12 protein-coding genes are annotated in these 12,958 nt (G+C 72.3%); 2 read left to right on the top strand and 10 right to left on the bottom strand.

Translation table 11 applies throughout. The annotated features are described in order from the left end of the window. Window positions 1-4: 4 nt before the first annotated feature. From murA to leuC, 3 genes are read right to left on the bottom strand one after another with little or no spacing between them, the layout of a single operon-like run. Window positions 5-1,372 carry a UDP-N-acetylglucosamine 1-carboxyvinyltransferase gene (gene murA / locus QPJ90_RS11975; RefSeq protein ID WP_290131437.1) on the bottom strand — a complete coding sequence of 456 codons (1,368 nt, stop codon included), beginning with the start codon at window positions 1,370-1,372 and terminating at the stop codon, window positions 5-7. Then, window positions 1,372-1,968, bottom strand: coding sequence for a 3-isopropylmalate dehydratase small subunit (leuD, locus tag QPJ90_RS11970; protein WP_290131436.1), 597 nt, complete (start codon window positions 1,966-1,968; stop codon window positions 1,372-1,374). The genes murA and leuD overlap by 1 nt, the downstream gene beginning before the upstream one ends. Continuing rightward, a complete protein-coding gene (gene leuC, locus QPJ90_RS11965; RefSeq protein WP_290131435.1) occupies window positions 1,968-3,437 on the bottom strand; it encodes a 3-isopropylmalate dehydratase large subunit in 1,470 nt (489 codons plus the stop codon). Before leuC ends, leuD begins: the two co-directional genes overlap by 1 nt. A 206-nt stretch (window positions 3,438-3,643) precedes the next feature. Between leuC and QPJ90_RS11960 the strand changes: the two genes are divergently transcribed. Then, window positions 3,644-4,711: an FUSC family protein gene (locus QPJ90_RS11960; RefSeq protein ID WP_290131434.1), complete on the top strand. Its 1,068-nt coding sequence runs from the start codon at window positions 3,644-3,646 to the stop codon at window positions 4,709-4,711. A gap of 82 nt (window positions 4,712-4,793) precedes the next feature. Here QPJ90_RS11960 and QPJ90_RS11955 read toward each other — a convergent pair whose 3' ends face one another. Genes QPJ90_RS11955 through QPJ90_RS11945 form a run of 3 tightly spaced genes read right to left on the bottom strand, consistent with a single transcriptional unit; the run spans window position 4,794 to window position 6,201 of the window. Next, window positions 4,794-5,399, bottom strand: coding sequence for a histidine phosphatase family protein (locus QPJ90_RS11955; protein ID WP_290131433.1), 606 nt, complete (start codon window positions 5,397-5,399; stop codon window positions 4,794-4,796). Then, window positions 5,396-5,770: a fluoride efflux transporter CrcB gene (gene crcB, locus QPJ90_RS11950; RefSeq protein ID WP_290131432.1), complete on the bottom strand. Its 375-nt coding sequence runs from the start codon at window positions 5,768-5,770 to the stop codon at window positions 5,396-5,398. The genes QPJ90_RS11955 and crcB overlap by 4 nt, the downstream gene beginning before the upstream one ends. Beyond that, window positions 5,767-6,201, bottom strand: coding sequence for a CrcB family protein (locus QPJ90_RS11945; RefSeq protein ID WP_290131431.1), 435 nt, complete (start codon window positions 6,199-6,201; stop codon window positions 5,767-5,769). The genes crcB and QPJ90_RS11945 overlap by 4 nt, the downstream gene beginning before the upstream one ends. A gap of 109 nt (window positions 6,202-6,310) precedes the next feature. Between QPJ90_RS11945 and QPJ90_RS11940 the strand changes: the two genes are divergently transcribed. Further along, window positions 6,311-7,171, top strand: a complete 861-nt coding sequence (locus QPJ90_RS11940) for a hypothetical protein (protein WP_290131430.1) — start codon at window positions 6,311-6,313, stop codon at window positions 7,169-7,171. A 13-nt stretch (window positions 7,172-7,184) separates the two neighbouring features. On the opposite strand, the gene QPJ90_RS11935 is transcribed toward QPJ90_RS11940, so the two are convergent. From QPJ90_RS11935 to QPJ90_RS11920, 4 genes are read right to left on the bottom strand one after another with little or no spacing between them, the layout of a single operon-like run. Beyond that, window positions 7,185-7,592, bottom strand: a complete 408-nt coding sequence (locus QPJ90_RS11935) for a Rid family hydrolase (protein WP_290131429.1) — start codon at window positions 7,590-7,592, stop codon at window positions 7,185-7,187. Between the two features lie 51 nt (window positions 7,593-7,643). Beyond that, window positions 7,644-9,983, bottom strand: a complete 2,340-nt coding sequence (locus QPJ90_RS11930) for a GNAT family N-acetyltransferase (protein WP_290131428.1) — start codon at window positions 9,981-9,983, stop codon at window positions 7,644-7,646. Next, a complete protein-coding gene (locus QPJ90_RS11925; protein WP_290131427.1) occupies window positions 9,980-11,419 on the bottom strand; it encodes a SidA/IucD/PvdA family monooxygenase in 1,440 nt (479 codons plus the stop codon). The genes QPJ90_RS11930 and QPJ90_RS11925 overlap by 4 nt, the downstream gene beginning before the upstream one ends. Then, window positions 11,416-12,939: a pyridoxal-dependent decarboxylase gene (locus QPJ90_RS11920; RefSeq protein WP_290131426.1), complete on the bottom strand. Its 1,524-nt coding sequence runs from the start codon at window positions 12,937-12,939 to the stop codon at window positions 11,416-11,418. Before QPJ90_RS11920 ends, QPJ90_RS11925 begins: the two co-directional genes overlap by 4 nt. Window positions 12,940-12,958 lie beyond the last annotated feature (19 nt).

Genomic DNA, 12,958 nt, shown 5'->3' with positions numbered 1-12,958 from the left:
ACGCTCAGCCGGCGAAGTCGAAGTCGGCGCCGAGCTTGCGGAGCTTCGGGATGAAGTGCTCGTAGCCCCGGCTGATGATGCCGACGTTGGAGATGCGCGACTCTCCCTCGGCGGTCAGGGCCGCGATGAGGTGGCTGAAGCCACCGCGGAGGTCCGGCACGCGGACGTCCGCGGCGTGGAGCGTGGTCGGACCGGTGATGACCGCGGCCTGCTCGAACGGGCGGCGGGCGACGCGACGGTCGTGTCCGGGCAGCCCCTCCTTGTGGACGACGATGTCGGCGCCCATCTCGTTCAGCGCGTCGGTGAAGCCGAAGCGGTTCTCGTAGACGGTCTCGTGCACGATGCTCTGGCCGTCCGCCTGCGTGAGTGCCACGATGAGCGGCTGCTGCCAGTCCGTCATGAACCCGGGGTGCACGTCCGTCTCGACGACCACGGGGCGGAGGACCTCGCGCTCGCGGTAGAAGCGGATGCCGTCCTCCTGGATGTCGAACCCGCCGCCGACCTTGCGGAAGACGTTGAGGAACGTCATGAGCTCCTGCTGCTTCGCGCCCTCGACGAAGATGTCGCCGTTGGTCGCGAGCGCGGCCGAGGCCCAGCTCGCGGCCTCGTTGCGGTCGTTGATCGCGCGGTGCGTGTAGCCGCGGAGCGACTCGACGCCCTCGATGAAGATCGTGCGGTTCGGCTCGACAGTGACGATCGCGCCCATCTTCTGCAGGATCGCGATGAGGTCCATGATCTCGGGCTCGATCGCGGCGTTGCGGAGCTCGGTGACACCCGTGGCGAGGACGGACGAGAGCAGCACCTGCTCGGTCGCGCCGACGCTCGGGTAGGGCAGCTCGATCTTCGCGCCGCGCAGACCGTCCGGTGCCGTCAGGTGGATGCCGTTGACCTGCTTGTCGACCACGGCACCCATCGCCCGGAGGGCGTCGAGGTGGAAGTCGATCGGGCGGTCGCCGATGCGGCAGCCGCCGAGGTCGGGGATGAACGCTTCGCCGAGCTTGTGCAGCAGCGGGCCGCAGAACAGGATCGGGATGCGGCTCGACCCGGCGTGCGCGTCGATCTCGGCGAAGTGCGCCGACTCGACGTTCGACGGGTCGAGGATGAGCTCGCCTCGTGCAGGATCCGTGATGCGCACGCCGTGGACCTCGAGCAGGCCGCGGACGACCTTGACGTCGGAGATGTCCGGGACGTCCTTGAGGATCGACGGGGTGTCGCCCAGGAGTGCCGCCACCATGGCCTTCGTCGCGAGGTTCTTGGCCCCGCGGACCTCGATGCGTCCCACGAGCGGCTTGCCGCCACGGATGACGATCTCGTCCGACTTGAGCCCCACGCGAGCCCCAGCGGCTGCGGCGTCCTGTACGAGAGAGTTCACTACTTCACCGGCAATGTCTTCGGCCGCCAACGGGAGCGGCGGGATTCGAACTCCGTGATCGCGGTCTCGTCACGGAGGGTGAGCCCGATGTCGTCGAGCCCTTCCATCAACCGCCAACGAGTGTAAGCGTCGATCTCGAAGGGCACGTCCACATCGCCCAGCGACACGCGCTGCGCCTCGAGGTCGACCGTCGCGGAGACCCCGGGGTTCCGCTCGATCTCGGCCCAGAGCGCCTCGACTTCCGATTCGGTCACGATCGCCGTGACGAGCCCCTGCTTGCCGGCGTTGCCCTTGAAGATGTCCGCGAACCGGGACGACACGACGACCTGAAACCCGAAGTCGCGGAGCGCCCAGACGGCGTGCTCGCGGGACGATCCGGTGCCGAAGTCGGGCCCGGCGACCAGGACCTTCGCGCCCTGGTACTCGGGCTGGTTCAGCACGAAGTCGGGGTCCTGGCGCCATCCGGCGAACAGGGCGTCCTCGAAGCCGGTCTTCGTGACGCGCTTGAGGTAGACCGCGGGGATGATCTGGTCGGTGTCGACGTTCGAGCGCTTGAGCGGCGCGGCGATCCCGGAGACGGTGGTGATCTTGTCCATCAGTTCGCTCCTTCAGCGGTCGTCGCCGTCGCGGCGTCGTCGGTCACCGATGCGATCGCATCGTCGGTCTCCAGGTCCCACGGGCTCGACAGCGTCCCGCGCACAGCGGTGGCGGCGGCGACGAGCGGCGACACGAGGTGGGTCCGCCCGCCCTTGCCCTGCCGGCCCTCGAAGTTGCGGTTCGAGGTGGAGGCGCAGCGCTCCCCCGGCGCGAGCTGGTCGGGGTTCATGCCGAGGCACATCGAGCAGCCGGCGAACCGCCACTCGGCTCCGAAGTCCGTGAACACCTTGTCCAGCCCCTCGGCTTCGGCCTCGAGCCGGACGCGCGCGGAGCCCGGCACCACCATCACGCGGACACCCTCGGCCTTCGTGCGGCCCTGGATGATCGACGCGAAGGCCCGGAGGTCCTCGATGCGGGAGTTCGTGCACGAGCCCATGAACACCGCGTCGACGGCGATGTCCTTCATCGGCGTGCCGGCCTGCAGGTCCATGTACTCCAGCGCGCGCGACGCGGCGGCCTGGTCGTTCGGGTCGCTGTAGTCGGACGGGTCCGGCACGTTCTCGGACAGCGAGACGCCCTGACCGGGGTTGGTGCCCCAGGTGACGAAGGGCTCGAGCTCGTCGGCGTCGATGAACACCTCGGCGTCGAACACCGCGTCGTCGTCGGTGCGCAGGGTCTCCCAGTACGCGACGGCGTCGTCCCAGTCCTGCCCGGTCGGCGCGTGGTCGCGGCCCTGGACGTAGTCGTAGGTGGTCTGGTCGGGAGCGACCATGCCCGCGCGGGCGCCGGCCTCGATCGACATGTTGCAGATCGTCATGCGGCCCTCCATCGAGAGCGCGCGGATCGCGGAGCCGCGGTACTCGAGCACGTAGCCCTGCCCGCCGCCGGTGCCGATCTCCGCGATGACCGCGAGGATGATGTCCTTCGCCGTCACGCCGGGGCGCAGGGTCCCCTCGACCGTGATCGCCATCGTCTTGAAGGGCTTGAGCGGCAGGGTCTGCGTCGCGAGCACGTGTTCGACCTCGGACGTGCCGATGCCGAACGCCATCGCGCCGAACGCGCCGTGGGTCGACGTGTGGGAGTCGCCGCACACGACGGTGATGCCCGGCATGGTCAGCCCGAGCTGCGGACCGACCACGTGGACGATCCCCTGCTCCTTGTCGCCGAGCGAGTGCAGGCGGACACCGAACTCCGCGCAGTTGCGGCGGAGCGTCTCGATCTGGGTGCGGCTCGTCGGGTCGGCGATGGGCCGGTCGATCGCGAGGGTCGGCGTGTTGTGGTCCTCGGTCGCGATCGTCAGGTCGAGCCGTCGCACCGGCCGGCCGGCCTGGCGCAGACCGTCGAACGCCTGCGGGCTCGTGACCTCGTGCACGAGGTGGAGGTCGATGTAGAGGAGGTCCGGCTTGCCGTCCTCGCCCTTGACCACGACGTGGTCGTCCCACACCTTCTCGGCGAGCGTCTTTCCCATCGGCCCGGCCCTTCCTCGTTGACGTCGGTACGCCGCTGTCGCGGCTCGTGGGGGTCACTCTAGCAGGTTGGTATACCAACGTGCGTCCGCACTGCCTGGAGGCCCGTGGCGGGCCCCGCCATGAGCCTCAGGGCGGGTTGCCCCCACCGCCGGGTGGCACGGCGCGGGTCGGCGACACCCGTCGCGGTGGGAAGATGGGTCACGACATGACGACACCTGCGCACTCGACCCGGACCGTTAACCTCGAGGGCGCAGCACGCGCCGCGATCGCCGGTGGCGCTCCGCTCGCCGTGCTCATCACCCTCGGGATGCCCGGCTATGCGGCGTTCGCGATGTTCGCCGGGTTCACCGCGATCTTCGGTGCGACCGAGCCCTACCGGCAGCGCGCCGTCACGACGGGTGTCGCCGGGGCACTGCAGACCGTAAGCATGCTCGCGGGCGTGGGCGTCGCGCTCCTCGGGCACCCGCTCTGGCTGCAGGCGGTCGGACTCGTGGTCGTGCTCGTCGTCGCCGTGTGCACGCTCACCGTGCTCCGGACGATCCCCGCACAGCCGATCTTCCCGGTGTTCGCGTTCGTGGTGTCCGCGCTCGTGCCGCTCCGGCCGGCCGACGTCCCGACGGTGCTGGTGGTCATCGTCTGCTCGGTCGCGTGGGCGTGGGCGGTGGCGATGTCGGGCGCCGTGCTCCGACGGGTGCTCCACCCGCGGGCACCGCACCGGTTCCGGCCGCTCGCGCCGCGGAAGCACCGCTCCCTCGACGTCCTCCGCACCCCGGCACTCCGCGAGACCGTCGCCCTCAACGTCGTCGGGTCCCTCGTGGCGGGTGGCATCGCCGAGGCCCTCCCCGGGCTCGGGCACCCCTACTGGGCGGTGATCGCGGTCGTGTCGACGCTCCCGGCGCTCCGGCAGCGGCACACGCTCCGCCGTGCGTGGCAGCGTGTCATCGGGACCGTCGGCGGCACGGTCATCGCGGTCGGCATCCTGCTGCTCGAGCCGAGCGTGTGGTGGATCGTCGTGATCGCCGTGGTGGGGCAGTTCTTCGCCGAGATCTTCGTCGCGCGGCGCTATGCCGTGACGCTGCTCTTCCTCACGCCGCTCGCCCTCGCGGTGTCGTGGCTGAGCCTGCCCGAGGCGCCGGAGCTCCTTGCACTCGACCGCATCGCGCAGACCGTGCTCGGGGCGCTCGTCAGCGTGGCGCTGCTCCTCGTCGGACGCGCGATCGAGCGTCGCCGGGGCCGTCCGCTGGGTGCGACGAGCGCGATCCCGACCGTCTGAGGCGGACGCGCGGAACCAGGGTCCGGACACAGCACCGCGCGGTACCACGGTGTGGTGTCCGGACCCTGGTTCCGGCGGGAGCTCAGTCGCGCGGCTCGACGTTCCAGGAGTCGATGACGGGGCGGCCGTGCTCGTAGCCGAGCGAGCTCACCGTCGCGGTGCCGAGCTTGAGCACCGCCCCGTCCTGCGGTGCCAGACGGATCCAGGCGGCCCCGAGCGCGCGGAGGACGTGCCCGTGCGCGACCACGATCGCGTCGTCACCCTCGGCGAGCACCGGACGGACACGGTTCAGGACGCGCTCGACCCGGACCCGGACCTCGGCGGCGTTCTCACCGGGGGTCTCGCCAGCGGGCACCCCGTCGGTCCAGAGGTCCCACGGGCCGTGGCGCAGCACCTTGATCTGCGGTGTGGTCAGCCCCTCGTACGCGCCGTAGTCCCACTCGTAGAGGTCCTCGTCGAGCTCCGGGTCCACCCCGACCAGCTCCGCGGTGCGTCGAGCACGCTGCAGGGGGCTCGACAGCGCGAGCGCGAAGGAGCGGTCCGCGAGGTACCGGCCGGCGCGCTCCGCCTGCTCGACACCGTGCTCGGTGAGCGGGATGTCAGTGCGGCCGGTGTGCTGCCCGCTCTTCGACCACTCCGTCTCTCCGTGACGGACGAGGACGAGTTCGCCGGGGCGTTCCGAGGTCATGTGTTCCTTCCGATGAGCAGGCCGAGCGCGGCTGCGCCGACCGAGACGACGAGCATCCCGAGGCCGTTCAGGACGGCGAGCCGGGGCTTGCCGGATCGGAGGAGCTGCACGGTCTCGACGCTCGCCGTCGAGAACGTCGTGTACCCACCCATCATGCCCGTCCCGAGCACGGCGACCACCGGGAGGGCCAGTGCTCCGGACTGTCCCGCCCCCGTGAGGACGCCGAGCACGAGCGAACCGGAGACGTTGATGACGAGCGTGCCGAGCGGGAACGCGGTCACACGGGCCTTCACGGCACCGTCGAGCACGAAGCGCAGGGCTGCCCCCACCCCGCCCCCGACCGCGATGACCAGGAGTTCGAGCGGGTTCACGAGGCACCCCCCACGCGACGCGGCCGCAGCACCGCGGCGAGCCACAACCCGGCGACCACCGCCGCGAGTCCGAGCACGACCGACAGGAGCGCGTAGCCGCTCCCGGCCGTCCAGCGACCGGCGTCGAGCAGCTGCGCGGTGTCGTCCGCGAGGGTGCTGTACGTCGTGAAGCCGCCGAGCACGCCCGTCCCGACGAACAACCGGAGCCCGCGGCGTCGGCCGACGTCGGGACCGCGGTGCGCGAGGGCCTCGAGCAGCAGCCCGAGGCAGAACGCACCGACGACGTTGATCGCGAGGATCGTCCAGCTGATCCCCTGCCCGGGCGGGAACGCGGCGGCGAGCAGTGCGCGGAGGCCGGTGCCGATCGCACCGCCGACGGCGACGAGGCCGAGGAAGCGCCAGCGGAGGTGGACGGGTCGGTCGTGGGGCACGGGTCTCCTTTCGAGGGACGACGGCGCGGGCGCGGGCGCGGGCACGGGCACGGAATTGCGGCGGGTGCACTGTAGCGCGCCGCGTGCTCGGAGCCGCCACACTGGCGGAGTGCGCATCTCCACCCTGGCCTGGGTCACCACCGCCCCCGCTCGCGGGCTCGACGAGGACGAGGACCTCGCGCTCGCCGCACTCCGACGGACGGGTGTCACCGTCGACGTCGTGGACTGGGACGACCCCGACGTCGACTGGTCCGCCCACGACCGGGTCGTCCTGCGGTCCACATGGGACTACGACGACCGGCTCGACGAGTTCGTCGCGTGGTTGCGCCGGGTGGCGCAGCAGACCGAGCTCGTCAACCCGCTGCCCGCGGTCCTCTGGAGCACCGACAAGCAGTATCTCCGCGAGCTCGCCGACGCCGGGGTCCCGATCACAACGACCACCTTCGTCCGACCCGGCGAGACCCCGGCGTTCCCCGACGGCCGGTTCGTCGTGAAGCCCGCGGTGGGCGCCGGGAGTCGCGGGGCGGCGTCGTACTGGCCGACGCAGCACGGCGTTGCCGCCGACCACGTGCGGGCGCTGCACGACGCCGGCCAGGTCGTGCTCGTCCAGCCGTTCGTGCACTCCGTCCCGGTCGAGGGCGAGTGGCCGGTCGTGTTCCTCGGCGGCGCGTACAGCCACGCGGCGAGCAAGCGGGTCGCCCTGCCCGAGGCCGCGCTCATCGAGGACCTGTTCGCCGCCGAGGTGAACGCGCCGCACGTGGCGACGGCCGAGCAGGTCGAGGTCGCCCGGGCGGCCGTGGCCGTCGTCGCCGCCCGGTTCGGCGTCCTGCCGTACGCCCGGGTCGACCTCGTCCGCGCGGACGACGGGTCCTCGCTCGTGCTGGAGGTCGAACTCGTCGAACCCTCGCTCTTCCTGCCCCAGGCCGACCCGGGCGCCGCTGACCGACTCGCGGCGGCACTGATCGGCTGACGCCGGGCACTGCTCAGTCGACGACCGCTGCGACCGCCTCGATCTCCACGAGCTGGTCGTCGTACCCGAGCACGGTGACGCCGAGCAGCGTGCTCGGCACGTCGTGGTCGCCCATCGCCCGCCGCACGACCTCCCACGCCGTCACGAGGTCCGCCTGCCGCGACGACGCGACGAGCACCCGGGTGCTGATGAGGTCCTCGACCGACGCACCCGCGGCGGCGAGTGCCGTCCGCAGGTTCGCGATGCACTGTCCGGCCTGTCCGGCGTGGTCCCCCACGGCCACGGTCCGGCCGTCGGCGTCGAGGGGGCAGGCTCCGGCGAGGAACACGAGCCGTGCCCCCGCCGGTGCCGTCGCGGCGTACGCGTACTCCGCGACGTCGCTCAGCGCTGCGGACCGGATGAGCTGCACGGCGGAGGGCATGGTCCGACCTTTCCAGGCTCCCGGTGGCAGCGCCAGGCCGACGCCCCGCCGTCAGCGCCGTCCGATCGGGTTCGGCATCCGCCCCGCCCGGATGAGCGACTCCGTCTGCCCGGTCAGGTCGACCATCTGCACGGTGTTCTTCAGCTGCAACCGGTTCAGGCACGAGTGCTCGAAGTCCGGCACGCGGAGGTCGATCGGCCGCGCCCGTCCGACTGCGGCAGCGTCCACGCACTCCCCGACGAGCCGCCAGAACACCACACCCGGCAGCACCCCGTCCTCGTCGAGGATCGCTGCGAGGTACCGGAGCACCCCGTCGAACACGTCGGTGAACACGCCGAGCGCCGCTTCGTCGTCGTCCACCGGCTGCACGATCCGCTCGGTCCCCACCGGCACCGGGACGTCTCCGACGACCACGACCTCCTCCCCGATGTCCTTCATGAACACCCGGGACACTGCCCCGTCGCGCAGGACGAGCACGAGGTTCTCGCCGTGCGGCATGAACAGCAGCTGGTGCTCGGTGAGGCAGTGGACGACCGGCCGCAGGTAGGCGTCGAGGTACCGGCGCACCCACGTGGCCGCGTCCAGCGCGGACTGCTCGACGAGGGCCGCGGCGACGGACCGGCCCCGAGCGTCCCGGTGCAGCAGTGCGGCCATCGTGGTCGGCCGCTCCCCGGGATGGAGCAGGGGCACCGGGCTCTCGCGCCAGAGCGCGGCGAGCATCTTGCGCTGTGGCGAGACCACGTCGACGCGGTGGTACGCGTCGCCGGTGTAGCCGATGGCGGCGTGCTCGCGGAGCACCGAGAACCCGGCGTCGGCGAGCACCGGGTCACCGGAGACCAGCTCGGCGACCCAGTCGTTCACGGCCGGCGCGCTCCGCATGTACGCGGGTGACATCCCGCGGAGGAACCCCATGTTCTGCACGGCGAGCGCCGTCTTCACGTACGAGCGCTCCGGACGCGACCGGTTGAACGCCGTGCGGATGGACTGCTGCGGCTGGTGGTCGTCCGGTCCCTCGCCGAGGTCGACGAGGTCCTGCCGGCCGAGGTCCGGCGCGAAGGTGACTGCGATCCGGTGCTGCCACTGCCACGGGTGCACCGGGAACCACGTGTACTCGTCCGGGTCGAGCCCGCGTCGTTCGAGCGTGTCCCGGAACCGGTCGATGGTGGCCGGGTCGAGTTCGGCCTGCCAGTGGGCTCCCTCGGTGCGGCCCGCGGCGAGCGCCAGGTGCGTGTGCTCCCGGCGGGCGGCGAGCCACCGGTAGCGGAAGCGGCCGCCGGACTCCGGCGCGTAGGCCCGGTACTCGTCGAGTCCGAACCCGATGCGGCCGTTGGCGGCGACGAACGCGGGGTGCCCCTCGGTCATCGCGGCCTCGGCGTCCTGGAACGACGCGACGACGTCGCCGTCCGTCCGGCCGCGGGCGAGTTGTGCGGCGGACGGTCCACCGCGGCGGTGCTTCGCGGCGGCGCTCGCGAGGGTCGATGCGATCTCCTCGAGGTAGGTGCCGAGGAGCTCGTCGGGGATGCCGAGGACGTGGTGCAGGGCGAGCACGAGGTCCTGTGCGTCGAGCGGTGCCGGGCGGCCGTCGCGGGTGCGGGTGAGCGACGGCTCGTCGATCGACCAGTGCTCGAGCGCGTGCACGCGAGCGCGGAAGCGGTAGGTCGAGTCGCCGGCGTCGAGTACCCACTCCCCGCCGTCCGGGCGCGGGCTGACCAGTCGTTCGTGGGTGAACTCGGCGATCGCCTTGGCGACGAGGTGCCGCTCGGCCGGCTCGAGGTGCTCGGGGCGGAGGTGCGCCGCCGGGCCGTCGTCGTCGGGCACCCCGATCCGTGCCGTGTCGAGCACCGACAGCATCGCCCGCTTGCCGTCGACGTCGACCACGCGGAGCGCCCGGAACCCGACCTCGGCGTTCTTCCGCTGCACCGCCGTGTTCCGGACGTCCGGCTCGACCACGACCCGGCGAGCGCCGAGCGCGTCACGGCAGTGCTCGACGACGGCGCGCATCACGGCGGTGGTGAGGCCGTGCACCCGCCCGCCGCCCGGTGCGGTGTCGGCGGGCGGCGGCGCGACGAGCAGGTGCATCCCGACGTCGCCGGGTACGGCGTCCCACACGTCGGTCAGCAGCACCACGGCCGGGTCGTACGTCTCGGCGTACGCGATCGGCGCACCGTGTCGGTGGAGCAGCCAGCCCTGCTGCGCGGGGTCGTCCTGCACGGCGCGCAGGGACGCGCGCACCGCCGGGACGTCGTGGTCGGACATCCCCCACCACACGGACGCCGGGTGTGCGAGCCACGTCTGGACGACGGCGGCGTCCCGGTCCGGGTCGACGGGCTGGACGGACGGGAGGCCCGTGGCGGCGTCCGCCGTGTCGGCGAGCGTCGCGGGGGCGCTCACGCCGAGACCCCCGCGGTCGCGCGGCGAGCGGCCGCGGCCGCGCCGTCCACCGGTCGGGCGGTCGCCGGCGCGTCGGTGGTGACCCGCGGCTGTGGGGCCGGCCGCCCACCGGGCAGGCCGAACTCCTGGAAGGCGATCCGTTCCTCCAGGCCGTACACGGCGCGCCCCGTGACGGACCGGATGATCGAGGCGTTCCGCCAGGCACCCATGCCGAGGTCAGGGGCGGTGAGGCCGTGTGTGTGCTCCTCCGCGTTTTGCACCCACAGACGGCCGCCGAGCGTGTCGACGTGGAGGTCGCGCGCGACCGCGAACCGACCCCGTTCGTCGCGGGCCACGAGGTGCTCGACCGGGGCGAGGAAGTCGGGCGTGCGCGGGCGGTAGCCGGTCGCGAGGACGAGCCGGGCGACCTCGTGGGTCGCCTCGGTGCCGAGCTGTCCGTGCCGCAGGGTCAGGGTGTACCGGTCCCGGTCGGGGAGCCACTCGGCGGCGACGACGCTCGTGTCGGTCCGGAGGGTCGTCGGGACGGGGCCGCGCGCACTGGTGCGGTAGAGCGTCTCGTACACCTCGTCGACGAGGTCGGCGCTGATGCCCTTGTAGAGCCCGCGCTGCTCGCGCCCGAGGCGGTCGCGGACCTCGTGCGGCAGGGCGTGGAAGTGGTCGGTGTACTCGGGGCTCGTCATCTCGAGGGTGAGCTTGGTGTCCTCCATCGGGAAGAACCGGGGCGAGCGGGTGATCCAGTCGAGGCGGTAGCCGCCGTCGCGGATGCCCTCGAGCAGGTCGCGGTAGACCTCGGCGGCGGACTGCCCACTGCCGATGACCGCGATCGAGTCGGCGCGGCGGAGCTCGTCGCGGGCGTGCAGGTAGCCCGCGGAGTGCACGACCGGGCCGCCGACCCCCTGCAGCGCCTCGGGGACTGCGGGCTCGGTGCCGATCCCGAGGACCACGTGGCGCGTGCGGTAGCGCTCCGGTCCGTCGGCCGTCTCGGCGTGGACGGTGAACGTGTCGGTGGCCTCGTCGTGCTCGACGGCGACGACCCGGCGACCCCACCGCAGCGTGTCGAGGCGGTCGGCGGCCCAGCGGCAGTAGGCGTCGTACTCCACGCGCAGGGGGTGGAAGTACTCGCGGATGTAGAAGGGGTAGAGCCTGCGGGTCTCCTTGAGCCAGGCGAGGAACGTGAACGGCGACGTCGGGTCAGCCATCGTCACGAGGTCGGCGAGGAACGGGACCTGAATCGTGGCGTCGTCGAGCATCATGCCGTGGTGCCAGGCGAAGCCGTCGGCCTGGTCGAGGAACACGGCGTCGAGGTCGTCGAGCGGGTCGGTGAGGCAGGCGAGACCGAGGTTGAACGGTCCGATGCCGATGCCGACGACGTCGTGCACGGCGTCCGTGGGGCCGGTGCTCGTGGTGCTGGTGCCGGTGCTGGTGCTGGCGGTCATCGCGCGGCTCCCGTCGTCTGGGCGGCATGGTGGGCGTCGTGCTGGGCGGCGTGCTGCGCTGCCCCCAGCTCGGCGTGCAGCCGTCCGGCCGTCGCGGTCACGTGGTCGAGCGCCGCGGCGACCTGCTCCGCCCTCGTCCCGGGGTTCAGCAGCGTCAGCTTGTTGCACGGTCGGCCGTCGATCACGGTCTTCGCGACGAGCACCCGTCCCTCGGCCAGGAGCGCAGCCCGGAGCGGGGCGACGAGGGCGTCCGCCTCGTCGTCGGTCACGTCGTCCGGCTGCCAGCGGAACAGCACGGTGCTCAGCTGCGTCGGGGCGACGAGCTCGAGGTCGGGGTGTCGTCGGACGTGCTCGTGCACCAGGGCGGCGACGTCGAGCACGGTGTCGAACGCCCGCCCGATCGCGGCGGCCCCGCTCGCCCGGAGCGTCGCCCAGAGCTTCAGCGCGTCGAGCCGGCGGGTCGTCTGCAGGGACTTGTCGACCTGGTTCGGCTCCTCGGCGTCCTCGGGGTTGAGGTAGTCGGCGTGCCACGCGGCGCGTCGGAGGTCTGCCGGCTCCCGGATGAGCAGTGCGCTCGAGGACACCGGCTGGAAGAACGACTTGTGGAAGTCCGCCGTGACGCTCCGAGCTCGCTCGATGCCGTCGAGCAGGTGTCGGCGTGTCGGAGACACGAGCAGCCCGCAGCCGTACGCGGCGTCGACGTGGAGCCAGACGCCCTCGAGGTCGCACACGTCGGCGATCGGCTCGAGCGGGTCGATGCAGCCACGGTCGGTGGTCCCGGCGGTGGCGACGACGGCCATCGGGACACGACCCTCGCGGCGGGCGTCGGCGACCGCGTGGGCCAGGGCGTCCGGGCGCATCCTGCCGGAGGGGTCCGTCGCGACGTCGACGACCGCGTGCTCCGGGAGCCCGAGGACCATCGCGGACTTCCGGACACTGAAGTGGCTCGACGCGGTGGCGAACACGACGAGGTCGTCGAGCGCCGGGCGGCCACGCCGCCCCGTCACGGCGGGCGCGCTGGTCGCGGCCTGGCGGGCGAGCAGCAGGGCGTGCAGGTTCGACTGCGACCCACCGGAGGTGAAGACCCCGTCGCCGTCCGCGAACCCGATCGTCTCCGCGGCCCATCGGACCACCCGGCGTTCGATCTCGGTGCCGATGCGCGACTGGTCCCACGTGTCGACGGAGGGGTTGACCGCGGCGAGCACGGCCTCGGCGGCGACCGCGGGCAGGGCCACGGGGCAGTTGAGGTGTGCGAGCGAGTCGGGGTGGTGGAACCAGACCGCCTCGGCGCTGAAGAGCCGGTCGACCTCGTCCGCCGCGGCCTCGGCGGTACCGAGCGGGGTGTCGAGGTCGACCTCGGCGATCCGCTCGCGGAGCTCCGGTGCCGGGGTGTCGGTGGTGGGCGAGGACACGGTGGCGAACCGGTCCGCCGTGCGGGCGACGGTGGCCTGCACGACCTCGCGGTACCGGTCGGCGCGGTCGGTGTCGAGGATTTCGAGCTGAGGTGTAACGCTGTTCACGTTAGGTAAGGCTAACCTC

This window comes from Curtobacterium sp. 458 (assembly GCF_030406605.1).
In the GTDB taxonomy this organism is placed as follows: Bacteria; Actinomycetota; Actinomycetes; order Actinomycetales; family Microbacteriaceae; genus Curtobacterium.
This window is presented reverse-complemented; position numbering and strand designations above follow the sequence as displayed.